We start from the raw sequence: 26,073 nt of genomic DNA on the forward strand, positions 1-26,073 counted from the left end.
CATTATCCGTTCACTCATTAACAATCTTTGTTAATTTTTTCATTAATTTAGCATGTCAAAGTGAGAAAGTCAAATAAATTTAAGAAAAATAAAATTATTCAAAATATAGTTGCGCTTTTTTCCCGATTTGTTGTAAAGTAAAAAACATAATAAAAAACTTCATATTCCGAATTCTTATCGAGAGAGGTCGAGGGACTGGCCCATTGACGCCTCAGCAACCATTAACAAGCTTTTTATTTGTTAATAAGGTGCTAATTCCAGCAAATTTAGAAATGATTTGACAGATAAGAAGAAGACTATATTTGTCATATATAAGCCTTCTTCTTAGAAGGCTTTTTTATTTTGTATAAGGAGGAATTCTATTATGTCTACAATTGAAACGAAGCTTGCCCAAATTGGAAACCGCAGTGAAACAACAACAGGAACAGTCAACCCACCTGTTTACTTCTCCACTGCGTATCGCCACGAAGGAATTGGAAAGTCAACAGGGTTTGATTATTCACGAACTGGAAACCCAACACGTCTTCTATTAGAACGAGCAATCGCTGACTTAGAGCAAGGCGAGCAAGGCTATGCCTGTAGCTCAGGAATGGCTGCTGTTCTTCTTGTCCTTTCATTATTCCGTTCTGGTGACGAACTTATTGTATCTGAAGACTTATACGGCGGAACATATCGTTTATTTACAGAGCACGAACAAAAATGGGATGTTCGATGTAAATACGTAGATACACAGCATATACAAGAAATTGAAAAGGCCATTTCACCAAAGACAAAAGCAATTTTCATAGAAACACCAACAAATCCACTTATGCAAGTAACGGACATCGCAGCAGTTGCTACCGTTGCAAAACGTCACAAATTGCTTCTTATTGTGGATAACACATTCTACACACCGTATTTACAACAACCCTTAACAACAGGTGCTGACATTGTCCTGCATAGTGCTACAAAATATTTAGGCGGTCATAACGATGTATTGAGCGGACTTGTCGTTGCTAAGGGTGCAAAGTTATGCGAAGAACTTGCTCACTACCACAATGCATCCGGAGCTGTATTAAGCCCATTTGATTCTTGGCTTTTAATACGTGGCATGAAAACATTGGCACTGCGTATGAAGCAGCATGAAGAAAACGCAAAAGCAATTGTTGCCTATTTACAAGGAGAAGAATCTATAACTGATGTGTTTTATCCGGGAAAAGGCGGTATGATCTCTTTTAAACTAAAAAAAGAAGCATGGATTGATCCATTCTTACAATCTCTTTCTCTTATTACGTTTGCAGAAAGTCTTGGCGGCGTAGAAAGCTTCATTACATACCCTGCAACACAAACCCACGCAGATATACCAGAAGATATTCGCACAGCCCGCGGTGTTTGTAATCGTCTGCTCCGCTTCTCTGTAGGAATTGAGAATCAAGATGATTTAATTCAAGACTTACAGCAAGCACTAAAACAAGTAAAAGAAGGAGTGAGAATATGAGTTATTCACTAGATACGCTTTTACTTCATAATCGTTTTAAGCATGACAAACAAACAGGGGCTGTCAATGTCCCTGTTTATAACACATCCACATTTCATCAATTTGATGTAGATACATTTGGAAAATACGATTATAGTCGCTCTGGAAATCCAACGCGCGAAGCTCTCGAGGAAATCATTGCTTCACTAGAAGGTGGAAGCAAAGGGTTTGCCTTCTCATCTGGCATGGCTGCTATTTCAACAACGTTTCTTCTTTTATCACAAGGAGATCATGTTCTTATTTCTGAAGACGTATACGGAGGTACATATCGAATTGTAACTGAAGTTCTCTCTCGTTACGGCGTTTCTCACACATTCGTTGACATGACAAATTTAGAAGAAGTAGAACGAAAGATTCAGCCGAATACAAAAGTTTTTTATATTGAAACGCCATCAAATCCATTATTAAAAGTGACAGATATTAAAGCTGTTTGTGAGCTTGCTAAATCTGTTGGAGCGCTCACTTTTGTTGATAATACATTTTTAACACCCCTATTTCAAAAACCGTTAGAACTTGGGGCTGATATCGTTCTCCATAGTGCAACAAAATTTATTGCAGGCCATAGCGACGTTACCGCAGGATTGGCAGTCGTAAAAGATGAAGAACTCGCAAAGAAAGTTGGTTTTTTACAAAATTCTTTCGGAGCTATATTAGGGCCGCAAGATTGTTCCCTTGTCCTTCGCGGCTTAAAAACATTACACGTTCGCTTAGAGCACTCTTCACGAAGTACTGAAAAAATTGCCTTTTATTTGCAAGGGCATCCAAAAGTTAAAGATATCTATTATCCTGGATTACCGTCCCACGCCGGATATGAAACGCAGCACACCCAAGCAAGATCAGCAGGAGCGGTCCTTTCCTTTACACTAGAGTCTGAAAATGCACTAAGACAATTCCTAACACATATTCAGCTTCCTGTATTCGCCGTTAGTTTAGGTGCTGTTGAATCGATTCTTTCGTATCCAGCAAAAATGTCCCATGCTGCGATGTCACAAGAAGAACGTGAAAAACGAGGGATTTCAAATTCACTTCTGCGCTTATCTGTTGGATTAGAAAATCCAGATGATTTAATTACGGACTTTGAGCATGCACTTACGTATGTAGAAGAAGTTGTTATATCTTAAAAAGGGTTAAACTAGAGAATGATATAAATACAAATTAACAAACCGACATAAAACCCCTTTCTTTTTAGGTGGGCAAGAGCATCTGGCCATGCATAGAAGCGGTCAGGACCTTTTCCTACCACGTGCAAAGGTTAAAACAAAGGGAGAAAGCGAGTGCAGGTCATGTTTTGTTCTGCATAACAGGAACTTACATGTTGAAAAATCAAAACTGTAATTATTGGTATTCCGAAAAAGAATTATAGACCCAAAAAGTTCCTTCAGAAGGCTGAAGGAACTTTTTTTCATATAACTCCCGTTAGCGGAAGTAGAAGATGAAAGCTCATCTAACTTTAAAGTATTAAACTGATAATTTCATTAAAATTTGAGTTTCTTTGAACCCTAATCTTTTGTATAAGTCTTTCGCCGTATTCGATGCAAATACATTTAAACCTATTTCGTCATAGCCCTTTAATTTTAATTCCTCAATTCCGTACTGGATAAGCATCTTAGCTAGTCCTTTTCCACGATATTCAGGTAAGACAAATATATCATAAATAAATCCATGAATTGCATCTGTAAAGTAATCTTTATGTTGACCTAGAAGAATCCATCCTTGTATTTGATCCTCTTCTTTGGCTACTAGATAATATCCCCCTTTTTCCAGTATAGCGGTAAACATTGCATATACCTTTTCTTCCGGAGGGTTAACTGTATTACCAGTACTTTCATATACCCCAGCTGCAGAATGCTTTAAAATAACGCTCACATCTTGATTATTAGCTTTTATAATTGGAAGTGACATCATATACTCTTTCTCTCCCATCGCTATTAAAATAAGTTTTCATCACACTTCAATCTGCATCGTATCGTAAGCAAACGTTATATTCATACCTTCTGCTCGTAATTCAGCTTCGATTTCTTTCAGCTCATCATATCCATGGTTATCTACTTCTTCAATGTGCGTAATAATTGTTTGTTTTGCTTGTAATTGCTTCGCTACTTCTAGCGTATCTTCAAACGTCGCCTCGCGTATGCGTTCAATAAAAGTACGATCTCTTATTTGCTCTTTCGTCTTCCAATCAAACTCGACGATTCCCATAGGTAAGATTGCTACATCTAAATTACCAATTAAGTGAGCAGGCTCTTCCCATTTATATAATTCATCCATTGCAATTAATACTCGCTTTTCTTTTTCTTCTAATAAAAATGCATACACATATTGTTCATATAAACGAAACGGAGTAACTTTCACTTTATTTTTCTCGAAAGGTTGCTCATCTCGTAATACGATTAAATCAATCCATCCTTGTTGCTGCATAAATTGAATATGATCCCATGATCCTAGAAATTGTTTCATATCTTCTGCTACTTGCTCTGGTACATACACAGTAGTAGCCCAAGCTTTATTCGTTTCAAACGCCATCGTTTCCCAAATTCTCCGCCCCATCGTATGATCAGGATGCCAATGTGAGTAAATCCCGGCTTCTACTTTTGAAATGTGAGATCGCTCTAATTGCAATCGTATTTCCTCTGGTGTATCAATTAATAAATGAAGGTCGTGAATAAAAATACTTGGCCCCATTCTACTATATGGTAAACCTTTTTCCCTCGCCTCTTTACTTACTTTACTATAGCTACCTGGTCTTGGAATCGGCGTGGCACCACCTGTTCCTAAAAATTCTATCTTCATGAATATCCCTTCTTTCCATCCTTACCAATTTCTAGATTGATATATACAACTCCTTTTCTAATTATTCTAAAAATTTTAATTTATATTATTGAAAGAAACGTAAAATATGGTAAAATTGTGATATAAATGAAAATGTTTTTTATTAAGAACAAAAATATCCGTAATTTAAATTCACAAACCTTGATTTATCTTATTGGAAAAACGTCCAAAATTATCTAGTTTATTTACACCAGGTTCTCTTTTCTTACAGTTTCTTTACTTTCGAGCATTTTTTTTGCAACAACTGTTCTCTTTGCTTTAAAATTTTGTTATGTATATTATGGTATAACAGCACGCATGGAGGTGGAAAGAATATGTTAGAAACCTTTCAAAAGGAATTAGAATTGTATGAAAACAATGCGGAATTATTGAAAGTACTTGCTCACCCAGTTCGTTTATGTATTGTAAAAGGATTGATTGAACGAGGCCCAAGTAACGTTTCTACAATGTATACAGGTTTAAATATGCCCCAATCTACAATTTCCCAACATTTAGCGAAATTAAAAAGCGCTAAAATTGTTTCAAGCGAAAGAAAAGGGCTAGAAATTTACTACAAAGTAGAAAATGAAACGATTATTCAATTAGTTCGCGTATTACTAGGTTAGGGGTATTCAAATAAAAATAGGTCGTATTGTATATTTTTGATCTCATATCTTTAATATAAATATATATCATGAGAGAAAATATAAAAATACTACATAATCCTAAAAGACGTCGTATTAACCTATAAAACAAGGCGCAGAATTTTACTCTGCGCCTTATTTTATGAAAAAACATGTAGATAATGCTCTAAGTTTAAACACGAAATCCCCTTTTGCTGAATGACAACATCAAAAGCATCTCCCATACCACCTTGTAAAATCATAGAACGAATTGCACGGTTTTTCTTCTGTTTATCAGAAAACGGATTACGATCTTCATGATTTACAAGCTGTTCTAAAATACCCGCAGCCAGTAAAAATTCTCTTTGTTTCGTATGCCATACTGTTTGTAAGCCATTCTCTTCTCCAACTGTCTTCAATGCGTCCCAATGAATATGAGTTGTTATATCCATCTCTCCTGGGAATTGAAGAGGATCATGAATCATTTGATGCTTATAATAGCTTCGCATGCTTCCTTCACGATGAGCTGGATGCGCCCATTCTTCATTTGTATAACCATAATCTACGGTTATAAGTAAGCCTTCTTGCAGCCAACTTGTCAGTTGTTTTACATAAGCATTCATTTGAAACGGTACTTCAAATCGTTGTCCTTCATAAAGTGAGATTTGATGTCTTTGCAAATACTTTATAATACTTTCACTATCTAGCAGTCGCAATACTTCAACAAGCTTACCCTCACTGTTATACTTTATACGCACTTCATATAACATTCTTTCTCGTTTCTCAATCACTTCTACAGGAAACGCATCAAACAACTCATTTGAAAAAACAATTCCTGTAAAGGAAGCTCCTAATTCCTCATAGGATGCATATTGCGAAACATTGGGAAAGGAAATAAGTTGTTGTTTCTGCAACTCTCTATGAAACGGACTCACCTCTATAATTGAGTATTGCATATTTCCAAACGTATTGGGAGATATCGTTTGCCACTCTTGTAATACGTCATATGCAAATTTTCCTGTTCCACCACCAACTTCACATATATGCGGCGAAACAACTCCTGCTTCCACAAGCTGAATAAAAAAATGAGCAAATGTTTTGGCATAAATAGAAGACACGTTACTGCTTGTAAAAAAATCTCCTTGCCTTCCGATTTTTTCACGTTCTTTCATATAATAGCCATTGTTTACGTCATATAATGCAAGGCTCATATATGTACTATAAGAAATAGACTGATCTATTTCTTTTTCCATTGCTTGTTTTAGAACGTGTTCCATTCTCGTACCCCTTATTGTAAAAATGGATTATTTTCTTTTTCAAAACCAATTGTTGTTTCTGGACCATGTCCACATAACACTTTCGTATCATCCGGCAGTACAAATAACTTCTCTTCAATACTCATGATTAATTCTTGGAAACTACCTTCTGGCAAATCCGTACGACCAATGCTCATTTGAAATAAAACATCTCCGGAGAATACAGCATTTGCTTCTTTGCAATAGTATGAAATACTTCCTGGTGAATGACCTGGCGTTTCATACATATCAAATGTAAATGAACCAATTGTTAATACTCCTTCTTCCTCAATGATGTGATCCGCCGGTTTTGCCGTAATACTGCGATTCATCATAAAAATTTGCGAGCCATTAACAGTAGCATCTCCTAGCCAATCAGCCTCCTCTTGATGAACATATACCGGAATTTGAAAAGCAGTGCGTACCTCATCTACCGCACCAATATGATCGAAATGTGCGTGTGTTAATAAAATAGCTAATGGCTTTAACTGCTCTTGTTTAACATAATTTACAAGTTTTTCTCCTTCACTACCTGGATCAAAAATAATACATTCTTTTTGATCATTACTTAAAATATACGCATTTGTTTGCAGTGGGCCTAACGGCATTTGAATCCAATTCACTCTTAATCTCCTCCAGTCGTTACACTCATTTTCATCATACAACATTTTCTTCTCATAAGAAAAGAAACGATGCCTCGACAACAATATAGAAAACATGTACAATTAAAATGAAAAAATATTACAAAAACTCAGACAAAAATGAGAGAGTAGAGGGGGATATGTATGGGTCTTGTTATTATTTTTGCGTTAGTCACTCTGATAGGTGTATACTCTTCTCTTAAAACGTTGCGAGATAAGAACCTTCTTGCTGGGGGTTTTTCCGTTGCAACTGTACTTGTTTTCGGTTGGTTTACAGTCATGACTTTTATAAACAGTGGCTATCCAACAGCACATTAAGCAACTTGTTTAAACTCTCTACATACATCATGATTTCTAGCATATGCAAAAAGGAAGGGATCTCCCTTCCTTTTTCTTGTCATACTCGTAAAAGATTATTCATTTTGTTAATCTTCAACACATATAAAAATTCACATTACTTTGCTTCATAAATATACTTTTTCACAAGCCACGCACCGCCGATTACTCCGGCATCATTTCCAAGTGTCGCAATTGCTAGTTTTGTGCTTTTAACAGCACGTGAAAATGCATATTGTTCAAAATAGCGCTGAATTGGTTGCAACAAAGCATCACCTGCTTTTGATACACCACCGCCAATAACAATCTTTTCTGGATTTAATGTACTAGAAAGGTTTGCCACCGCTAGTCCTAAATAAGAAGCAACTGTGTCTACTATTTTTGCTGCTAATGCATCACCTTGTGCAAGTGCAGCAAATACATCTTTCGATGTAATGCTTCCTTCTTGTTCTAGCATCGAACGTAGTACACTTGCTTCATCTGTTTCCTGCATTTTTTGCATCGCAACGCGTACAATACCAGTTGCTGAAGAAACCGTTTCTAAGCACCCTGATTTCCCGCAGTTACAAGCAAAGCCATTTTCTGTTACAACTGTAATATGACCGATTTCACCAGCTGCTCCACTTATACCATGTACGATTTCACCATTTGTAATAACACCGCCACCAACACCCGTTCCAAGTGTCATACAAACAATATCCTTTGAACCTTCTCCAGCACCCTTCCACATTTCTCCCAGCGCTGCAATATTAGCATCATTATCAACGACAACTGGCAAACCAGTTTCTACTTCTAACAAATCTTTAAGCGGATAGTTTTTCCACCCTAAGTTTACTGCTTCATAAATCATTCCAGAAGCAACATGAACAGGTCCTGGAGCACCCATTCCAATTCCGATTAACTTGCTTTTTAACTCGCCTAATTCCTCTAACTTTTTATCAATTGCTTTCGCAATATCAAGTGTAATATGTTTTCCCTGTTCACTTATATTCGTTGGGATTTCCCATTTATGTAAAAACTCACCGTAAATGTTAATAAACGCTAACTTAATTGTTGTTCCACCAAGATCAACACCAACCAACCATTTCTCTTCCATTTTACTACCCTTCCTTCATCAATTTCTTCAGGTGCCAGTAAGGTCCCCACCTGAAGATTCTGAGGAAACAAAGAAGATAGGTGGGGGATAACTACTGGCATGCGCCCGATTGGTGAGAGCTTTCCATCAGTGGGGGATGCCCCCACTGATGAAAGTTTCACTTTATCTCTTTTTGAATTTCTTGCTTTAATAAAAATAAGGCAGTTTGATAATCTTTTGGCTCAATCAGCTGTGATTTATATAATTCACGAAGCTCATCGCCCATTAATTGTAAGTCCGCAACACGGTCTCCTGTATAAATAATCGTTCCAAATTTCTTTAATAATTGTTGAATATCATAAACAGATATCATTCTTTCACCCTCTATGTCCACTTACTATAAAAACATAATAAGAAAACGTTCACATATTTTATTATAATAAACATGAAAAAGAATCGTCAATTTATAATTGACCTATGTAAGTTCCACAATAGAGATTGTTTCTTTTTCTGTAATAATTTTTTGTACAGTTTTATCAAACGGTTCAACTGGGATATGAGAAACAATTTGAAAATCAAAAACTAATGATAGCGTTTTCTCTTTATAGTTCACAAGATAACGATCATAATATCCTCCACCGTATCCTACACGCTCTCCTTTACGCGTAAACGCAACACCTGGCACGAGAAGTAAATCAATCTCCCCTGCTGATACCTCTTCTGTTATAGACGGATCTGGCTCTCGTAAATTCATATAAACTGTTTCCAATTGTTCAAAATTCGTAATTTGGCGAAATGTCATTGTTCTTGTTTCACGATTACATTTTGGGACAACAATTGCTTTCCCTTCTTCCCATGCCTTTTCAATAATTGCATATGTATTTACTTCACGTTCCATAGAAAGTGTAATCCCGATTGTTTTTGCCTCAATCCATTCTCGTTGTTTATATAAAGAATCTGCAATTTTTGCTGATAAAGTCGTATACTGTTCTTCCAATAAAGTATTCATACGCTGCAATATTTCTTTTCGTAATCTTTTTTTCTCTTCTTTCATCATAAATTCCCCCTATATACAAAAGAAACAGTAGGAAAATATCCTACTGCTTACTTTGTTTCGCGGTGTAACGTAGACTTCTTGTCACGCTTGCAATATTTTTTAAGCTCAAGACGCTCAGCGTTGTTACGTTTGTTTTTCTTTGAGATATAGTTACGATCTCCGCATTCTGTACATGCTAGAGTAATATTTACACGCATTCTTATTTCCCTCCAGTCACTAATAACTTAAATCAGACTATACTATAATACCACTTTTAAAATAAAAATTCTACACCTTTTGATATTGTCTAATTTTTTCTATAAGAGTATTCATATTTTCCTTTGCTATGACTGGATTTCTTGCTTGAGAATACACAAGAAATTTCGGTTGATTTACATCAGAAACAACATAAGACCACTCTTCTTCCGCATGTGTAAACTTAATTCCTTCTAATACCTCAAACTCCCTCTGTGCCATGTCTCGCAGCAACATCCCTAACACCTTTCCTTTCTCATTCCATGAGCAAACTACCTCGTCACATAATAAGTAAAGCGGTGGATATTGCTCTAACATTGCCGGAAGTGTTTTCCCTTGTAGAACGATTAACTCCAATAATTTACCAATTCGAAATAAAATATCTTGCTGCCATCTCATTTGAAATAATTTCTTATTTTCATTCTGCATATAGAAAAGAAGATAACATTCTCCTAACTTTAATGATAATGGATAGACACATTCATCTTTTTCAAATAATAAATTTGGAATATCAATCTCCTCACAATTTGTATTTCCGTAAATATTTCCATAAGAATCATATAACTCAAATGTATTTCCCTGTTCACGAAACATAATAGCCATATCTGCTTGACTCGATTTCATTAATGACTTAATATGCTCTTTTTTCTCAGCAGCGTATATCCACGTTACTGTGCATCCAATTTTTTGTAAAAAAGATAGTAACAAAGATTGAAACATTTCATCCCACTTATTTATAAGAAGATGGAATGTTTGTTTTTTTATAGCTGGTACATCTATTAATTGCAGGACAGATTCAATATACATATCTGAACAAACATGCATGACTTCGTTATTCCCAATTTTTTTACAATCGACATATCGAAATGACTCTGCCATATACAAATTTTCTATTTCTTTTTGCTTTTTATATGTTAATCCCATTCCTTCTTCATTATAAAATTGAATGACTAGTTTCTCATCTTCCCCCTTATAAAAAAACACACCGCCAACGACATTTGTTTGCCCGACCGCATATCGAAAACAAGACTCATTTATTTCTTGGCATTCCTTTGTATGCAATCCCACTGTATGAACAGCATGTAAAAAAATATGTTTAAACATTTCTACATCTGTATGTGTACTGCTGCCAATCAGCAAATTTCCTCCTTCTTCTAATAAAGAACCGTATGCCATTGCCACTTTCACAACAACTTGCGGTGTAATATCTAAATTACTTCTCCCACACATACGGCTTTTCTGCAGAAAACACGAAATATTTTCATGCTCTCTAATTCCAGATGAAGCAATAATTGTACTGTTTTCAACCACTTTCTCTGGCCATACTTTTCCCTTCGCCTTGATCACTACATTCCGTCCAATTCGACATTGATCAGCCACAACACTCTTTTCAAATAAAGTAACTCCATCTTCAATAATTGTACTTGCCCCAACTGTTGTTCCAAGTAACTCACATTGCTTTCCTATGTACGTATGGGGGAGTAGAATACTTTTTTGAAGACGGGTATATGCAGAAATCATGCTATGCTTACCGATAATAGAATACGGCTCAATAACAGCTCCTGTTTGTATTGTTGTTCCTTCGCCAATAAAAGCAGGACCGTGTATCTTTGTTCCTTTTTCAATTGTTACATCTTCGCCAATCCATACCATTGGCAACACTTCTGTATATGGAATAGGTACATGAACTTTCTTCGTAAGCAAGTCAAATTGAGCCTGACGATATTGAGAAAATGTTCCAATATCAAGCCAATATCCATCCGCTACATATCCATACATCGCTTCTTTATTTTCTAATAAAGGAAATACATGATGACTAAAATCAAAAAACGTATGAGGTGTAATATAAGAAAAAATGTCGGGGTTCATAATATAAATACCAGTGTTTACTGTATTGGAAATTACTTCGTTCCAGCTTGGTTTTTCAATATATTTAATAACTTCATGGCGATGATTTGTAACAACTAATCCATACGATAACGGATTAGCTACTTCTTTAACAAACATTGTAACTATTCCGTTATGACTGTTATGAAAATCAATCCCTTTAGATAGCTGAAAATCTGTTAGTGCATCTCCGCTAATCACAACAAATGGCTCATCTAAAAACTTTTCTGCTTGTTTTACACTCCCCGCTGTACCAAGAGGAGGAGTATCTTCAAAGTAATATAACTTCACTCCCCATTTACTACCATCACCAAAATAATTTTGAATAACGGAACTCATATATTGAACAGTAATAGCAATTTCTCGAATACCATGCTGTTTCAATAGTTCAATACTATATTCCATCACTGGCTTTTGTAGTAGAGGCAACATGGGCTTTGGAAGGTTACATGTTAACGGACGTAAACGTGTCCCTTTCCCTCCTGCTAAAATAACCCCCTTCATCGGCATTCAACCTCCACATTTATGATGTTGAACTGCTTTTTCATACGTGTGTGCGGTTGCTCTTGCAATTTCACCCCAATTATAGTGAACAAGAACATCTTCATATCCTTTATTTGCTACACACTGAGCAAATTCTCGTTGTTCTATAATAAATATTAATTTCTCACTCAAATTTTGCGAGCAGCCTGATTTCATTTGAAACCCATTCACACCGTCTATAATGATCTCTTGCAGACCACCCACACGTGAAACCAAAACCGGTCTCTTTGCGAGCATCCCTTCTAATGCAACAATCCCAAAAGGTTCATACAAACTTGGAATTAATAATACATCACACCTTTGGAGAAAAGCTCGTTGTTCTTCTTCTGTAATATGACCGAGAAAAAAGATAGAATGTTGCAATCCCCTTCCCTGTACAACTGCACGATACTGCTCTAACATGGCCCCTTGACCTGCAATAATAAACAAAACCTGTGGGTATAGCTTAATAATCTGCGGTGCTGCTTCAATAATGGTATAGAAGCCCTTCTCATTGACAATACGGCCAATTGAAAATACAACCAAGCGTTCTGCTAAATTATAACGCTGCGTAATTTCTAATGAAGGCGTAACAGCATGAAAGAAATGGCGGTCAATCCCATTTGGATGTACAACAACACCTTCACCATTTATTTCCAAGTCTCGTACAACCTCATTTTTCATAAACTGACTGCAAACAATCACAATGTTAGATTCTTTTACTAGCTCTTTTTCATGCATATGTATTTTCCATTGCAGTGATGTATAAATCCCACCATTGCGTCCATGTTCCGTTGCATGAATTGTTGTAACGAGTGACAAATGTTGCTGTTTTTGCAGTTCCATTGCACAAATAGCAACAAGCCAATCATGAGCATGAATCACATCAAACGTATAACATTTACACAATTCTTGTGTATAAGCAAACATAGACTTGTTTAACTGAGCAATCCATTCATAAAAATGATACTTTTCACGATCATCAACTGAAACACGATGCACATGTACATCATGTATCTTTTCATATGTCGTGCAACGCTCTTCGTGTACCGTTACTACATGCACGTAATGCCCATTATGTGCAAGAGCCCGGGATAATTCATATACATGTCTTCCAAGGCCACCTACCATCATCGGGGGATATTCCCATGCCAACATTAAAATATGCAAAGGCTCCATACATCCCTCTTTTCTCTTCGCGTAGAAGAATAAAGTGAAACTTCCTTTCATGAACGCTTTTTTCATGAAAGGTTAGCTGAACCAATCGGGCTCTTACGGATGGTTTGATTTTTCTTCTTGCCTATACTTCTTACCAACCGTTTGAGCGGGGTAAAGTGAAACTTCCTTTCATGAACGCTTTTTTCATGAAAGGTTAGCTGAACCAATCGGGCTCTTACGGATGGTTTGATTTTTCTTCTTGCCTATACTTCTTACCAACCGTTTGAGCGGGGTAAAGTGAAACTTCCTTTCATGAACGTAAAAAGTAAGCGTTTTCTTTCGGTTGCATTATAATCCATCTTACCATCGCAATAACAAAGTAACAATAATCCTTTTTTGTCATATTTTGACTAAAAAAAAGAGAGGAACATTCTGCATTCCTCTCTTAACAATTCTTATTCATTTAATAAATAATGCTTTCCTTTTACAAGATAAAAAACATTTTCGGCAATGTTTGTACTATGATCAGCTACTCGTTCAATATAACGTGCAATAAACGACAGCTGTGTGATTTGTCCAATCGTCTCTGGCTGATTTGGAATAGAAGAAATAAACTCGCGAATAGCTTTCCCATAAAGTTCATCGACTTCATCATCCATCTCAGCAATCTTTTTCGCATATGTTAAATTTTCTTCTCTATAAGATTGAATCACATTTTGCAGCATATCTATTGCAATTTTGAACATATCTTCAAGGTTTTGTAATGATACAGATACTTCTTTTTCACCAAGACGGATTGTCGACTTAGCAATATTTACTGCGTGATCTGCAATACGTTCTAAATCTGTTGCAGTTTTAATAGAAATAAAAATTCTTCGTAAATCACTAGCAACAGGTTGTTGTTTCGTAATCAACATTAATGCAAAATCATTAATTTCTTCTTCCAAATTATCCATACGGTAATCACCATCGATTACCTCAAGCGCCTTCTCTACATCTCTTGTACGCAATCCTTCCATTGCAATTTCAAGAGCTTGTTTTGCTAATTCACCTAGTTCAATAATTTTTTGCTGTAATGCTTGCAGATCATACTGAAATTGTTCGCGTACCATGTTGGTCCCCCTTTATTCGTTACACGTGCCCCAATATAAGATGAAGCTCTCACCGAATTATTCCAATTGATAAGAACATACATTTCTCTCTCAAACCGACACTATTAACCGAATCGGCCTGTAATATAATCTTCTGTTCGTTTGTCTGTTGGAGTTGTAAATAATTTATTCGTTTCTGTATATTCCACTACTTCTCCGCTTAAGAAGAAAGCAGTTTTATCAGAAATACGTGCTGCTTGTTGCATGTTATGTGTAACAATAACGATACTGAAATCTTTCTTTAACTCTTGAATTAACTCTTCCACTTTTAATGTAGAAATTGGATCTAACGCTGATGTTGGTTCATCCATTAAAATAACATCTGGTTCAATCGCTAAGCAACGTGCAATACATAAACGTTGCTGCTGTCCACCTGATAGCCCATACGCATTATCATGTAATCTATCTTTTAATTCATCCCAAATCGCCGCACCGCGCAAACTCTTCTCAACAATTTCGTCCAACGTTTTCTTATCGCGAATACCATGAATTTTCGGGCCATACACAACATTTTCGTAGATTGATTTTGGAAATGGATTTGGCTTCTGAAATACCATTCCAACATGTGTACGTAGTTCCTCAACAGGATAAGATTTATCGAAAATGTTACGATCACGATATTCAATCACCCCTGTTGTCCTAACGATTGGTACTAGTTCAACCATACGATTTAATGTTTTTAAATACGTAGATTTCCCGCAACCACTTGGCCCAATAATTGCTGTCACTTCATTCTCATAAATACTTAAATTAATATCCTTTAACGCATGATCTTCTCCGTACCATAAGTTTAAATTTTTCGTATCAAATACAACCTTTTTTGTCTGAGGGATAGTCTTTTCTTCTTTTTTCACCTGTACATTTACTACTGTAGATACCATTTTGAAATTCCCCTTTCATCCATGTCCTTCTTACTTACGATTTCGTAGCCATATTGCAAAAGTGTTTATAAAAAGCAACAACAGTAGTAACACAATAATTCCAGCTGCTGCTACATGTTGAAACTCCTCCTGCGGCCTGCTCATCCAATTAAAAATTTGAATTGGTAAAACTGTAAATTTATCAAATACATCAAGCGGTACATAGTTTGCAAAAGCAAGTGCCCCAATGACAAGTAATGGAGCTGCTTCTCCAATCGCTCGTGATAATGCCAAAATACAACCTGTTAAAATTCCTGGCATTGCTGCTTTAATAACAACACGAGACATCGTTTGCCACTTCGTTGCCCCCACTCCATAAGAAGCTTCCAACAGAGATCTCGGCACAGATCGAAGTGCCTCTTGCGCTGCTACAACAACTGTCGGCAAAACGAGAAGACTCATCGTTAATGCTGCTGCCAATATGCTTTCACCTAACTGCAGCCCATATACAAACATTGTTAATCCTAATAATCCAAAAACAACAGATGGCACTCCTGCCAACGTTTGAATGTTGATTTTTATCATTCGTGTAAACAATGATTGCTTGGCATAGTATTCTAAATAAAGAGCTGTTCCGACTCCTAATAAAAAAGAAGTAGGAGTAACAACACTCATAAATAAAATCGTTCCCGATAAAGCAGCTGCAATACCAGCTTTCTCTGGATTTCGCGATGCAAAATTGGTAAAAAAATCAAATGAAATATATGCTATGCCTTGTCGGAAAATTTGGTACAGCAAAAAAATTAATATACAAAGTGAAAATAACATAGTTATACGGAATGCAATCTTGCATACACGATCTTTCCGGAATCGAGAAGACATATGTTCTTCTATATTTCGCTCATTTAACATACGCATATTATGTCGCCTCCTTAAAGCGACGCATAATATACTGCGCAATCATATTCATGATTAATGTAAAAATAAATAGCGTTGCTCCGACAGCATACATACTGTAATAGGTCAGCGTTCCATAAGGAGCATCCCCTAAGCTAACTTGCACAATATAAGCCGTTAGCGTCTGAATAGACTGCGTCGGATCTAATGATAAGCTTGGCGTTGAACCACCCGCAATGACAACGATCATCGTTTCTCCAACTGCTCTTGAGGCGGCTAACACAATCGCTGCTACAACTCCCGTAAAAGCTGCTGGTAATACAATGTTCTTTGCCGTTTCAAAACGGGTGGCCCCAATCGCAAAGGAAGCTTCTCGCACCTGATTCGGTACAGCACGCATCGCATCCTCACTAAGAGATGCAATCGTCGGAATCATCATGATACCAATTACAATCCCTGGACTAAGTGCGTTAAAAAACTGTAAATCCGGAACGACGCGCTGCAAAATAGGTGTAACAACTGTTAAAGCAAAAAAACCGTATACAATTGTCGGGATCCCCGCCAGCAGTTCTAATACCGGTTTTAATACCTTTCTTGCCGCATTAGAAGCGTATTCACTTAAAAATATTGCACATCCTAATCCAATCGGAATCGCAACAACCATTGCAATGATAGTAACAAGCACAGTTCCATATATAAGCGGTAAAATACCAAACTTAGGATTTTCAAAAAAGGGAAGCCATTCTTTTTCTGTAAAAAAGGAAACCATTGGTACTCTTTCAAAAAACATAAATGTTTCATTTGCTAAAGTTACAATAATTCCTATCGTTGTAACAATAGAAATACTGGCGATTATTCGTAGTAAGAAAGGAACCATTTGATTGATTCGCTGTGCTTTCTTTCGCTTGCCTATATTTCTTTCAATCAAATGTTGAACAGAAACCGTAACGCGACTCTTATCATTACGAGCCAAAGATGAAAACCCCTCTCCATCCTGACATTATTTTTGTATTTCTGTTAACATTTGCAACTGTTTATTATATTTATATTGCGGTAGCTTCACATATCCAATCTCCTCTACAAGCTCTCCAGCGTGCTTCATCATAAAAGATACATAATTCGCAACGCTTTTTTCCGCTCGAATAGAAGAATTGTTTACATATACATAGAGCGGCCTAGACAACGGCTTATATGCCCCAGATTGAATTGTTTCTTTCGATGGGGCAATACCGTTAATTTTTACAGCCTTTACTTTATCACGGTTCGCGGCATAGTATGCATATCCAACAAATGCAATTGCGTGTTTATTACTCATAACACCTCTTATTAGAACATTATCATCTTCGGATAACGTTACTGTTTTTGTTATGAGTTTTTTTTGTAACACTACATTTTGAAAATAATCGTACGTACCAGAATCTACCCCTGGTGCGTAAAATTGTATCGTTTCCTGCGGCCATTTCGGATGAATTTGTGACCATTTTTTCGTTGTTCCACTTTCACTCCATACTGTTTGTAATTCTTCTATTGTAAGATTATCTGCCCACGTATTTTCACGATTCACAATAAGTGTAAGACCATCATAAGCAATTTGAAGTGGCGTATACGTGATATGATGCTTCTTAGCAAGTTGCTCTTCTTCTCTTTTCATTGGCCTAGAAGCATTCGTCATATCCACTTCGCCTTTTCCAAAACGATGAAATCCTCCCCCTGTTCCAGATATACCAATGGAAATTTTTACAGAGGGTTCTCTTTTCGTATACTCTTCTGCTACTGCTTCCATAATCGGAAAAATTGTAGAAGATCCATCAATTTGTACTTTCCCTACAATATTCGCAGCAGAAATAGGTAACGTATGAGCAGATAAAAAAAATATCGATAATATAACCATGGTGTATGTTCTATTACGTTTCACGTAATATTTCCTCCTAGGAGCCTTCTGATAACAGAAGTACACATTTAAGAATAATGCCGAACTATTAACTCGGTTTTAATAGTTTGTAAAAGTTTTGTAAATATCCACATTTTCTATGCCCTAATGAACAAGCAGTTATGCGTCTGTATACGAGACTTCCATCAGCGAATGCTTCCCCTCCTATCTTCTTTATTGTGGGAGTCTTATTGTCTATAAATAGCGGGATGAATCCTCATTTATTCATTTACGAAAATACAAGCCTTATTCCATAAGCTTGTACACTTCTTTCATCACTATATGCGGCACACATAAAAAAAAGCACACTATCTTCACAGATAGTGTGCCAACCTTACATATTTTTATTCTTATTGATTTGTTTTTGAAGTAGCTTCTAATGCTCCAGCGTTTCCGCTAATTTCTTGCTTTTTCAAATCAAAGTATGCGTCCATAACTCGGCGTGCAATATTTTTGCTGACTGGATTGTGATCATCAGACAGCCACGGAACAACAACAGAAAATGCAACTTCCGGATCAGATGCCGGCGCATATCCAATCATCGTTAAATTATACGTATTTGGCAATTGACCTAACCTTGCTTTTACTTCTTTTTGGTCAGGACCTGCATAAACTGACTGTGCTGTTCCTGTCTTTCCTGCCGGATCATATGTGGCAGTACCAAAAGCACTATGACCTGTTCCATTTTGAGTTTGCATTACCATTTTAAACCCATCTTGGACGTGTTTAATATAATCCTCTTTCATATCTACTCGATTTAAGACAACTGGTTCCATCGACTGCACAACTTGTCCTAAATCTTCTGGTTTTGAAGTGGGCTTGCGAATTTCCTTTACAATTTGCGGCTTCATGCGATAACCGCCATTTGCGATCGTTGATACATATTGTGCCAATTGCAGAGGTGTATAAGTGTCAAACTGTCCAATCGCAAAATCAAGTAGCTTACCAGGTTCTCCTGCTGGTCCTTTTACTCCATACACTTCATTCGGTAAATCTATTCCCGTTGGCACTCCAAGACCAAATTGATTAAAGTAATAACGCATTGTATCAAAAGTCTTTTGTTTAACGTTTAATGTACCACCCGGCACATATGGTGCACCAGCAATTGCCATCGCCGTTTTAAACATATATACGTTTGAAGATCGCTGCAGGGCAGTTAAATCATCGATTGGTCCCATTCCATTCCCTGTCCATGATTTTTTCACCTTCGTACCTTTAAAATTCAGTGGTTCATCGACAATTACTTCTCCTGGCGTAATAGCTCCTGTTTGATATCCTGTCAAAAGAGTTGCCCCTTTTACAGTCGAACCCATTTCATATGAACTCGTCATCGTACCAAGTGCATAATCTTTTATCTTAGACTGCCCATCTTCATTCACAAATTGTTTACCAGCCATCGATAAAATTTCGCCATTTTTCGGATTCATCATAACAACGAACGCGCGATCCATATAACCGGCTGAGCCTGAAGCTTTCGCTTTTTGCATTTCGTCTGCGATAATTTGCTCAACCTGCTTTTGCAGCTCCATATCAATAGTCAGCGTTAAATTCTTTCCGCTTTCTCCTTTAGATACGTAATCTGTTTCAATAATATTACCTTTTGAATCTGTAACATTTTTCACTTCTGCTTTTGTACCATGCAATGCATCTTCGTATTGCTGTTCAATATAACTTTTTCCGACGCGATCATTACGATCGTAATCACGAACCAAGTAGTAATCTAGATTCTCTCGCGGTAATCCCTCATCAGAACTCGTTACACCGCCAAGTACAGTGCGGAACATATCACCATAAGCATAGTTACGATCCCAATCAACCGTAGTGTCTACCCCTGGCAACTTGTCTAAATTCTCACTAATTACAGCATATTCTTCAGGTGTAGTATCTTTTTTTATAATTTGCGGCGTCATTGCATAACCGCTGTCCATTTTACTCTTAATTGCTAACACCTTTAAATCCTGAGCTGTTAATTCATTTAATTCTGCTTCTGTAATACGGTCAAGTTGACGCTGTGCCAGTTGCTTATCGTCAATCTTTTCCGCTTTGAGATCCGCTTTGTCTTTTTTCGTAATTTTTTCTTTTGCTCGCTCTGGATTTAACAGAATCCAAAAGTCTTTTTTATCTCGTTCTGTTAACTTATCAGTCGGTACATCAATTAGTTTCGCAAGTTGTTTTGCGGTTTCTAAACGTTCTTCAGGTTTTGACCCCTTCACTTTTGTATACGTAATCGTTCGAAGTGGTGTATTATCTACAACCGCACGACCATACCTGTCATAAATCTTTCCTCGTGGAACAGGGGTACTTACTGTTAAGTTTTCCTTTCTATCTACTTCATTTTTATAATCTTCACCATGTACAATCTGTACCATTCCTAAGCGGACAATAACTGTCGAAAACAGTAAAAACACACAAAAAAACAACACATTTAACCGAAACGGAACCGTGGCTTTCTTCTTTTTCTCTTTCTTGTTCTTGCTCATACGAACCCCCTCTGCCAACAGCTATGCAAGCGGAAAGGGACACCTTCTTCAGGTGTCCTCGCTACTGTCATATACGTTTTATTATTCTAACATAAAATAGGGCAGAAGTTAACCTTCTCCTTCAGTTGTATTTTGAGTCGTTTGTACAACTTCTAGCCCTGTAGAATGCGCTTTTTCATCATCGTATTTGACATTTCGAATTGCAAAATAGATGAGTAAATGTCCAGCACCCAATATTAATAATAAAACAGGCAAGCTTTTTTCTGCCGGAAATAACGAAACCGCTAGTAGGAAGCTTAAAACGGAACAGATTCTTCCTCCGTTTAACCATAGTTCACGAACAACAATATATTCTACTCGCCGCTCTTTTGCTTGTTTGGCTCTGCCAATTATATCATATGTCATCGAACCGTATGGTACAAGAAGAATTGGATACGCCACAGCAATACAAGCTGCATAAATGAGCAATTTCGTATACGTAACATGAAAGACAACTAAAAATACAACGGCATATAAAATAATTCCACCAATTAAAATGGCTTTTTTTCTCCATTCCTTTTTCATTACACGTGCTACTAAATAGTAACAAATGAAAGAAACAGCAGAATTTACAAGTCCATATTTTCCTAGCGCTAATTCGCTTCCAGAAGCCAAGTACACATATACAGAAATAACAAATATAAATGTACCTTCTCGTAAACCTTGAAAGAAGTGAGCAAGTGTAATTCTTCCCCAGTTTTTATTATTCTTTCTCTCTTTCATTACTTCAACCAGTTCATAACGCCCTTCACATTCACGCTTTGTGAGAAAAAAACTGACCACAACTGCAATAGTAAATAAGGTTAAAGACAGAAAAAAAACGAATGTATAACCACTCCACTTTTCCATACGCGAAATGATAAATCCGGATGCAATCGGACCAATCATGCCCGAAAATGAGCTAAGCAATCCGAGAAATCCGTTAAAAAAATCCCGTGTCTCCGGCTCTGTAATTTCAAATGTTAATAAATTGAATGAGAGCCAGTAAAACCCATATCCCATTCCAAGCAAACTACCGATAAGTAAAATATACCGCGAAGCATTTGTTCCTGTTAGTAATACAACAATAAAAAAAATAGCTAATGTTGTCACACCAATTCGGAGCAAAATCGTCCGATCCACTCGTTTCGCTAATTTTCCGGCTACAAGAAATGTCAGCGGTTGTAAAACAACGCTTGCTAAATTATAAAGACCAATATTCACAAAATCCTTTGTTTGTTTCCATAAATAAATATTAACAAACGTATTCGACAACGAAATAGCCAACGCATATAACCCGCCAATTGTCAGTAATAATACTAAGTCACGATTCACCTCAACATCGCCAATTAAATGTTTCCATTTCATATGAACTCTCCTTTACTTCACATGTTCTAGTCTTCCAAAGAAGGCTACAATTATGTAAAGAAGAAGGGGTAAAGTGAAACTTCCATCAATGGAATGTTTTTCTCCATTGGCGATTAGTTGAACCAATCGATCCGATGTGAGAAACAAAAAAAGCTAGGAGAAACATCTCCTAGCTTTTACAATTATAATTATTTTGCGTCTTGGTAACGTTTTTCAACTGCGTTCCAATCTACAACGTTCCAGAATGCACCGATGTAGTCAGGACGACGGTTTTGGTAATGTAAGTAGTATGCATGCTCCCAAACGTCTAATCCTAAAATTGGAGTTTTACCTTCCATTAATGGAGTATCTTGGTTTGGTGTGCTTGTTACTTCTAATTCACCATTGTTTAGAACAAGCCATGCCCAGCCAGAACCGAAGCGAGTTGCGCCTGCTTTTGCAAACTCTTCTTTAAATGCATCGAAGCTGCCGAATTTTGCTTCAATTGCGCCTGCAAGTTCACCTACTGGTTGTCCGCCGCCATTTGGAGAAAGAATTGTCCAGAATAAAGAGTGGTTTGCATGTCCACCACCGTTATTGCGTACTGCTGTGCGAATTGCTTCTGGCACTTCGTTTAAGTTTGCAACTAGCTCTTCAATGCTTTTTTCTGCTAATTCCGAATGTCCTTCTAATGCAGCATTTAAGTTTGTTACGTATGTGTTGTGATGTTTTGTATGATGGATGTTCATTGTTTCTTTGTCAAAATGAGGTTCTAATGCATCATACGCATAAGGTAAATTTGGTAATTCATGTTTTGCCATTGTTATATTCCTCCCATTGTATGTATTGCCGATAATGACTTGGCATACAAATTTATTTTACCCTAATTATATAGGGGGTGAAAACAAATTTAACGTATTGCCTCGCTAACATTAAAGTAGCAAATTTTCCATTTCTTTTCAAACGAAATGCTCATACATTTCGTAAAAAAAGCTTCCTTTTATAAGGAAGCATATGTGCTATGTATGAATATGCGAAATGGGTATGGACCCTGTAGGACTCGAACCTACGACCGGACGGTTATGAGCCGTCTGCTCTAACCAGCTGAGCTAAGGGTCCACAATATATATACGAATAACTGCCAAGGTATCTTGTATGCTCTAGTCAGTTAAACTACTACGGAATGTATGATTACATATAAAAATGTAAGATAAATTTACCATATTGAAAAGAAATGTGTCAATTGATTTTCATATCACGCATGATATATCTTGTGATTCTTTAGAAGCGTACGTTACAATGAGGTGATAAATCAGTATATTTAAAAGAAGGAAGTGAATTCATGTCCATATTTACGCAATTGTTTAAAAGTTTATATGTACCAAAAGAAATGGCGCTTTTTCGTTTTCAAAAAATCGGAAAAACGATTCTTTACATAATGTTGTTATGTTTATTTGCTACCGTTCCAAAAACAATTCTATTTGGAAATTTCATTCAAGATGGTATCAGTCTGGTTGATCGTTCTATCGAAAAAGATGTGCCTGATTTTAAAATTGAAAATGGCGAACTTCACGCAGACATCGACAAACCCATTGTAAAAGATGACACAAATTCTATTTTTGTATTTGATCCAAACGCAACAGATACAAGTGCATATCCAAACCGAGATGGTGTGTTCATCTTAAAAGATAAAGTGATTTCAATAGCAGAACAAAAAACACAATCATTTCCATATAGTGACTTTGGAAATACAACTTTTGAAAAGAAAGATATTCAAGAATTGGTTACATTTATCGATAGCATATATCCAATTGCTATGTTCATTATCGGGATATTTATTTACTTATTCCAGCTCTTCATTACATTCCTTGGTGTTACGCTATTAGCATTTATCGGCTCTGCAATGAGCGGACAGCGCAAACTATCTTACAAACAAATTTGGACATTAACTGCCTACAGCTATACAATCCCAACGATATTCTTTATGATAATGGACTTGTTAAAAATTAATGTCCCAAGCCCGTTACTTCTATTTATTGCTGTTGTCCTCATTGTTCTTTACTTAACAATAAAAGAAGTACCAAAGCCAAAAGAAAAAAATTCACTATAAAAAATGCCTTCAAGGCATTTTTTTTTTGGACAAGCATATATTTTTCTACAAAGGAGTGAGAAAGATGAAAAGACTTGGCGGCGTCTTATTGTTGCTTGTCCTCGGTTACATTCTGTACTACGATATTACAATCGGCACTTTGCCGTTGCTTCATACATATTCCAAAGCAAAAGAAACTTCGGCTAAAGCTTCAAAGAACGGCCAAAAAGAAAATATATTATCATCAAAATATAAAATCATTGAAGTAAAAACAGGTGATACCGTTCTATCCATTACAGAAGAAATTAACAAAAAAAAAATTCCTTCTATTGAAAAGGTTGTTACAGATTTTAAAGGATTAAATCAAAATGAATCTCCTGCAAAAATACAAATCGGAAAAAAATACAAATTCCCCCTTTATCCATAATAGCATTACATAATTCTTGTCAACTGCAGCAAAGCGCTGATACAATAGAAAAAGTGAAACTAGACATTTGGCTTCACTAGATAAATACTGCATATAATATAAATGTATTTGTCTATAAAATAAGAAACTTCTTTTATAAGGAGAGCGATCTATTCGTGAATGAAATAACTCATCGTACAAAAACACGTCCTGTTAAAGTTGGAAATTTAACAATTGGCGGTAATAATGAATTAATTATACAAAGTATGACAACAACAAAAACGCATGATGTGGAAGCAACAGTTGCTGAAATTAAACGTTTAGAAGAAGCAGGTTGTCAAATTGTTCGTGTAGCCGTTCCAGATGAGCGCGCTGCAAATGCAATTGCTGATATTAAAAAACAAATTAATATCCCTCTTGTTGCTGATATTCACTTTGACTATCGCCTAGCATTAAAAGCAATTGAAGGCGGTATTGACAAAGTTCGCATCAATCCAGGCAACATCGGTCGCCGCCATAAAGTTGAAGCAGTTGTAAATGCTGCAAAAGAACGCGGCATTCCAATTCGCATCGGTGTAAATGCAGGTTCATTAGAACGTCATATTTTAGAAAAGTATGGATACCCAACAGCAGATGGCATGGTAGAAAGCGCATTGCATCACATTAAAATTTTAGAGGACTTAGATTTTCACGATATCATCGTATCGATGAAAGCGTCCGATGTGAACTTAGCAATTGAAGCATACGAAAAAGCATCACGTGCTTTCGATTATCCATTACACCTTGGAATCACAGAATCTGGAACGTTATTTGCCGGAACTGTAAAAAGTGCAGCTGGTCTTGGAGCTATCTTAAGCAAAGGCATTGGTAACACACTACGTATTTCGTTAAGTGCAGACCCAGTTGAAGAAGTAAAAGTAGCACGTGAACTATTAAAATCATTTGGTCTTGCCTCTAACGCCGCTACATTAATCTCTTGTCCAACTTGCGGACGTATTGAAATTGACTTAATTAGCATCGCAAATGAAGTAGAGGAATATATTTCAAAAATTAAAGCACCGATTAAAGTTGCGGTACTTGGTTGCGCAGTAAATGGTCCTGGTGAAGCACGTGAAGCTGATATCGGGATTGCCGGAGCACGCGGAGAAGGTTTGCTTTTCCGTAAAGGCGAAATTGTGCGTAAAGTACCAGAAGAAACAATGGTAGAAGAATTAAAAAAAGAAATTGATAAAATTGCAGCAGAATATGCGGCAAAACAAGAAAAATAAGGTGAAAAAGTTCTAATAAAAAAAGCTTGTCAGTTTCAAAACTGACAAGCTTTTTTTATTGTGCACACTTTGGACAGCGCCCATATATTTCAAACTTATGCCCAGTTACTTCAAATCCTTTAAAATCTTTATTTATGAGTTCCATTGGACACGAAGTAATTTCCTTCGTTCCTCCGCAATCTAAACAAATGAAATGATGATGGTGTTCTGTAGTAGAACATTTGAAGCGAAAATGCTTTTCACCATTTAATTCAGTCTGTTCCAAAATGCCAATTTCTACAAATACAGTTAAATTGCGATAAATGGTATCAAAACTTAATCCCGGATAATCATCTTTCATATTAGCTAAAACATCTCTCGCTGTTAAATATTTATTGTGAGCTGCAAATAGGCGAAGCATCTCTTCTCTTTTTCCGGTATGTTTATAGCCTTTCTCCTTCATAAGGTGTAAAGCTTCTGTAAGATTCATAATCAT

The 26,073-nt window shown here is 36.5% G+C and carries 26 protein-coding genes, 1 tRNA gene and 1 riboswitch; of the genes, 7 read left to right on the forward strand and 20 right to left on the reverse strand.

Annotated elements, in window-relative coordinates; translation table 11 throughout:
- The first annotated feature begins 171 nt into the window (after positions 1-171).
- Positions 172-291: riboswitch (SAM riboswitch) on the forward strand.
- Positions 292-364: 73 nt separating this feature from the next.
- On the forward strand, positions 365-1,477 hold the full coding sequence (locus WAX78_RS07425; protein WP_336481659.1) for a methionine biosynthesis PLP-dependent protein: 1,113 nt from the start codon (positions 365-367) through the stop codon (positions 1,475-1,477).
- Positions 1,474-2,637 (forward strand): cystathionine beta-lyase, encoded by a 1,164-nt coding sequence (gene metC, locus WAX78_RS07430; protein ID WP_336481660.1) that lies wholly within the window; start codon positions 1,474-1,476, stop codon positions 2,635-2,637. The genes WAX78_RS07425 and metC overlap by 4 nt, the downstream gene beginning before the upstream one ends.
- Positions 2,638-2,974: 337 nt before the next feature.
- Here metC and WAX78_RS07435 read toward each other — a convergent pair whose 3' ends face one another.
- On the reverse strand, positions 2,975-3,439 hold the full coding sequence (locus WAX78_RS07435) for a GNAT family N-acetyltransferase (RefSeq protein WP_336481661.1): 465 nt from the start codon (positions 3,437-3,439) through the stop codon (positions 2,975-2,977).
- Positions 3,440-3,460: 21 nt separating this feature from the next.
- Positions 3,461-4,306: an MBL fold metallo-hydrolase gene (locus WAX78_RS07440; protein ID WP_336481662.1), complete on the reverse strand. Its 846-nt coding sequence runs from the start codon at positions 4,304-4,306 to the stop codon at positions 3,461-3,463.
- 353 nt (positions 4,307-4,659) lie between these two features.
- Here WAX78_RS07440 and WAX78_RS07445 point away from each other — a divergent pair, with 353 nt between their 5' ends.
- Positions 4,660-4,950 carry an ArsR/SmtB family transcription factor gene (locus WAX78_RS07445; protein ID WP_000894376.1) on the forward strand — a complete coding sequence of 97 codons (291 nt, stop codon included), beginning with the start codon at positions 4,660-4,662 and terminating at the stop codon, positions 4,948-4,950.
- Positions 4,951-5,108: 158 nt separating this feature from the next.
- Here the strand turns inward: WAX78_RS07445 and WAX78_RS07450 are convergent, their stop codons facing one another.
- Together WAX78_RS07450 and WAX78_RS07455 are read right to left on the reverse strand one after the other, a co-directional pair.
- Positions 5,109-6,224 (reverse strand): class I SAM-dependent methyltransferase, encoded by a 1,116-nt coding sequence (locus tag WAX78_RS07450; protein WP_336481663.1) that lies wholly within the window; start codon positions 6,222-6,224, stop codon positions 5,109-5,111.
- Positions 6,225-6,235: 11 nt separating this feature from the next.
- Positions 6,236-6,865 carry an MBL fold metallo-hydrolase gene (locus WAX78_RS07455; RefSeq protein WP_336481664.1) on the reverse strand — a complete coding sequence of 210 codons (630 nt, stop codon included), beginning with the start codon at positions 6,863-6,865 and terminating at the stop codon, positions 6,236-6,238.
- A 162-nt stretch (positions 6,866-7,027) separates the two neighbouring features.
- Here WAX78_RS07455 and WAX78_RS07460 point away from each other — a divergent pair, with 162 nt between their 5' ends.
- Positions 7,028-7,201: a DUF2759 domain-containing protein gene (locus WAX78_RS07460; protein ID WP_336481665.1), complete on the forward strand. Its 174-nt coding sequence runs from the start codon at positions 7,028-7,030 to the stop codon at positions 7,199-7,201.
- Positions 7,202-7,337: 136 nt separating this feature from the next.
- Here WAX78_RS07460 and WAX78_RS07465 read toward each other — a convergent pair whose 3' ends face one another.
- From WAX78_RS07465 to WAX78_RS07535, 15 genes are all read right to left on the reverse strand, one after another.
- On the reverse strand, positions 7,338-8,315 hold the full coding sequence (locus tag WAX78_RS07465) for an ROK family glucokinase (protein WP_336481666.1): 978 nt from the start codon (positions 8,313-8,315) through the stop codon (positions 7,338-7,340).
- Positions 8,316-8,472: 157 nt separating this feature from the next.
- Positions 8,473-8,667: a YqgQ family protein gene (locus tag WAX78_RS07470; RefSeq protein WP_141524992.1), complete on the reverse strand. Its 195-nt coding sequence runs from the start codon at positions 8,665-8,667 to the stop codon at positions 8,473-8,475.
- A 102-nt stretch (positions 8,668-8,769) separates the two neighbouring features.
- A complete protein-coding gene (locus WAX78_RS07475; RefSeq protein ID WP_336481667.1) occupies positions 8,770-9,348 on the reverse strand; it encodes a 5-formyltetrahydrofolate cyclo-ligase in 579 nt (192 codons plus the stop codon).
- 50 nt (positions 9,349-9,398) lie between these two features.
- Positions 9,399-9,548 (reverse strand): 50S ribosomal protein L33, encoded by a 150-nt coding sequence (gene rpmG / locus WAX78_RS07480; protein WP_012095458.1) that lies wholly within the window; start codon positions 9,546-9,548, stop codon positions 9,399-9,401.
- Between the two features lie 70 nt (positions 9,549-9,618).
- Positions 9,619-11,976, reverse strand: coding sequence for a sugar phosphate nucleotidyltransferase (locus WAX78_RS07485; RefSeq protein WP_336481668.1), 2,358 nt, complete (start codon positions 11,974-11,976; stop codon positions 9,619-9,621).
- A gap of 6 nt (positions 11,977-11,982) precedes the next feature.
- A complete protein-coding gene (locus tag WAX78_RS07490) occupies positions 11,983-13,173 on the reverse strand; it encodes a glycosyltransferase family 4 protein (protein ID WP_336481669.1) in 1,191 nt (396 codons plus the stop codon).
- A gap of 434 nt (positions 13,174-13,607) precedes the next feature.
- Positions 13,608-14,264, reverse strand: a complete 657-nt coding sequence (phoU, locus tag WAX78_RS07495; protein ID WP_336481670.1) for a phosphate signaling complex protein PhoU — start codon at positions 14,262-14,264, stop codon at positions 13,608-13,610.
- A 104-nt stretch (positions 14,265-14,368) separates the two neighbouring features.
- Complete coding sequence (gene pstB / locus WAX78_RS07500) at positions 14,369-15,184, reverse strand: phosphate ABC transporter ATP-binding protein (protein WP_336481671.1); 816 nt, start codon at positions 15,182-15,184, stop codon at positions 14,369-14,371.
- A 30-nt stretch (positions 15,185-15,214) separates the two neighbouring features.
- The gene (gene pstA, locus WAX78_RS07505; protein ID WP_336481672.1) at positions 15,215-16,081 is read right to left on the reverse strand and encodes a phosphate ABC transporter permease PstA; all 867 of its coding nucleotides are present in this window, start codon (positions 16,079-16,081) and stop codon (positions 15,215-15,217) included.
- A gap of 1 nt (position 16,082) precedes the next feature.
- A complete protein-coding gene (gene pstC, locus WAX78_RS07510; protein ID WP_336481673.1) occupies positions 16,083-17,033 on the reverse strand; it encodes a phosphate ABC transporter permease subunit PstC in 951 nt (316 codons plus the stop codon).
- Positions 17,034-17,060: 27 nt separating this feature from the next.
- Positions 17,061-17,975: a PstS family phosphate ABC transporter substrate-binding protein gene (locus tag WAX78_RS07515; protein ID WP_413789173.1), complete on the reverse strand. Its 915-nt coding sequence runs from the start codon at positions 17,973-17,975 to the stop codon at positions 17,061-17,063.
- A 365-nt stretch (positions 17,976-18,340) separates the two neighbouring features.
- On the reverse strand, positions 18,341-20,470 hold the full coding sequence (locus WAX78_RS07520; RefSeq protein ID WP_336481674.1) for a peptidoglycan D,D-transpeptidase FtsI family protein: 2,130 nt from the start codon (positions 20,468-20,470) through the stop codon (positions 18,341-18,343).
- Between the two features lie 108 nt (positions 20,471-20,578).
- Entirely contained in the window at positions 20,579-21,856 is a 1,278-nt protein-coding gene (locus tag WAX78_RS07525) for an MFS transporter (RefSeq protein WP_336481675.1), read from the reverse strand.
- A 188-nt stretch (positions 21,857-22,044) separates the two neighbouring features.
- Positions 22,045-22,656: a superoxide dismutase [Mn] gene (gene sodA / locus WAX78_RS07530; protein ID WP_336481676.1), complete on the reverse strand. Its 612-nt coding sequence runs from the start codon at positions 22,654-22,656 to the stop codon at positions 22,045-22,047.
- Positions 22,657-22,880: 224 nt separating this feature from the next.
- Positions 22,881-22,954 (reverse strand) — tRNA-Ile (locus WAX78_RS07535).
- Positions 22,955-23,177: 223 nt separating this feature from the next.
- Here WAX78_RS07535 and WAX78_RS07540 point away from each other — a divergent pair.
- The 3 genes from WAX78_RS07540 (at position 23,178) to ispG (ending at position 25,598) form a co-directional block, all read left to right on the forward strand.
- Positions 23,178-23,945, forward strand: coding sequence for a DUF1189 domain-containing protein (locus WAX78_RS07540; protein ID WP_336481677.1), 768 nt, complete (start codon positions 23,178-23,180; stop codon positions 23,943-23,945).
- 64 nt (positions 23,946-24,009) lie between these two features.
- Positions 24,010-24,351, forward strand: a complete 342-nt coding sequence (locus WAX78_RS07545) for a hypothetical protein (RefSeq protein WP_336481678.1) — start codon at positions 24,010-24,012, stop codon at positions 24,349-24,351.
- A 155-nt stretch (positions 24,352-24,506) separates the two neighbouring features.
- Entirely contained in the window at positions 24,507-25,598 is a 1,092-nt protein-coding gene (gene ispG, locus WAX78_RS07550) for a flavodoxin-dependent (E)-4-hydroxy-3-methylbut-2-enyl-diphosphate synthase (RefSeq protein WP_413789174.1), read from the forward strand.
- Positions 25,599-25,653: 55 nt separating this feature from the next.
- On the opposite strand, the gene WAX78_RS07555 is transcribed toward ispG, so the two are convergent.
- The gene (locus WAX78_RS07555) at positions 25,654-26,067 is read right to left on the reverse strand and encodes a Fur family transcriptional regulator (protein WP_336481679.1); all 414 of its coding nucleotides are present in this window, start codon (positions 26,065-26,067) and stop codon (positions 25,654-25,656) included.
- Positions 26,068-26,073: the final 6 nt, after the last annotated feature.

The organism is Bacillus yunxiaonensis (assembly GCF_037104695.1).
GTDB classification, from domain to species: Bacteria; Bacillota; Bacilli; order Bacillales; family Bacillaceae_G; genus Bacillus_A; species Bacillus_A yunxiaonensis.

Excerpts from the sequence above, each read along its gene's own strand:
- WAX78_RS07425 (WP_336481659.1), top strand. The coding sequence starts at position 365 with ATGTCTACAATTGAAACGAAGCTTGCCCAAATTGGAAACCGCAGTGAA.
- metC (WP_336481660.1), top strand. The coding sequence starts at position 1,474 with ATGAGTTATTCACTAGATACGCTTTTACTTCATAATCGTTTTAAGCAT.
- WAX78_RS07435 (WP_336481661.1), bottom strand. The coding sequence starts at position 3,439 with ATGGGAGAGAAAGAGTATATGATGTCACTTCCAATTATAAAAGCTAAT.
- WAX78_RS07440 (WP_336481662.1), bottom strand. The coding sequence starts at position 4,306 with ATGAAGATAGAATTTTTAGGAACAGGTGGTGCCACGCCGATTCCAAGA.
- WAX78_RS07445 (WP_000894376.1), top strand. The coding sequence starts at position 4,660 with ATGTTAGAAACCTTTCAAAAGGAATTAGAATTGTATGAAAACAATGCG.
- WAX78_RS07450 (WP_336481663.1), bottom strand. The coding sequence starts at position 6,224 with ATGGAACACGTTCTAAAACAAGCAATGGAAAAAGAAATAGATCAGTCT.
- WAX78_RS07460 (WP_336481665.1), top strand. The coding sequence starts at position 7,028 with ATGGGTCTTGTTATTATTTTTGCGTTAGTCACTCTGATAGGTGTATAC.
- WAX78_RS07465 (WP_336481666.1), bottom strand. The coding sequence starts at position 8,315 with ATGGAAGAGAAATGGTTGGTTGGTGTTGATCTTGGTGGAACAACAATT.
- WAX78_RS07470 (WP_141524992.1), bottom strand. The coding sequence starts at position 8,667 with ATGATATCTGTTTATGATATTCAACAATTATTAAAGAAATTTGGAACG.
- WAX78_RS07475 (WP_336481667.1), bottom strand. The coding sequence starts at position 9,348 with ATGAAAGAAGAGAAAAAAAGATTACGAAAAGAAATATTGCAGCGTATG.
- rpmG (WP_012095458.1), bottom strand. The coding sequence starts at position 9,548 with ATGCGTGTAAATATTACTCTAGCATGTACAGAATGCGGAGATCGTAAC.
- WAX78_RS07485 (WP_336481668.1), bottom strand. The coding sequence starts at position 11,976 with ATGAAGGGGGTTATTTTAGCAGGAGGGAAAGGGACACGTTTACGTCCG.
- WAX78_RS07490 (WP_336481669.1), bottom strand. The coding sequence starts at position 13,173 with ATGGAGCCTTTGCATATTTTAATGTTGGCATGGGAATATCCCCCGATG.
- phoU (WP_336481670.1), bottom strand. The coding sequence starts at position 14,264 with ATGGTACGCGAACAATTTCAGTATGATCTGCAAGCATTACAGCAAAAA.
- pstB (WP_336481671.1), bottom strand. The coding sequence starts at position 15,184 with ATGGTATCTACAGTAGTAAATGTACAGGTGAAAAAAGAAGAAAAGACT.
- pstA (WP_336481672.1), bottom strand. The coding sequence starts at position 16,081 with ATGCGTATGTTAAATGAGCGAAATATAGAAGAACATATGTCTTCTCGA.
- WAX78_RS07520 (WP_336481674.1), bottom strand. The coding sequence starts at position 20,470 with ATGAGCAAGAACAAGAAAGAGAAAAAGAAGAAAGCCACGGTTCCGTTT.
- WAX78_RS07525 (WP_336481675.1), bottom strand. The coding sequence starts at position 21,856 with ATGAAATGGAAACATTTAATTGGCGATGTTGAGGTGAATCGTGACTTA.
- sodA (WP_336481676.1), bottom strand. The coding sequence starts at position 22,656 with ATGGCAAAACATGAATTACCAAATTTACCTTATGCGTATGATGCATTA.
- WAX78_RS07540 (WP_336481677.1), top strand. The coding sequence starts at position 23,178 with ATGTCCATATTTACGCAATTGTTTAAAAGTTTATATGTACCAAAAGAA.
- WAX78_RS07545 (WP_336481678.1), top strand. The coding sequence starts at position 24,010 with ATGAAAAGACTTGGCGGCGTCTTATTGTTGCTTGTCCTCGGTTACATT.
- WAX78_RS07555 (WP_336481679.1), bottom strand. The coding sequence starts at position 26,067 with ATGAATCTTACAGAAGCTTTACACCTTATGAAGGAGAAAGGCTATAAA.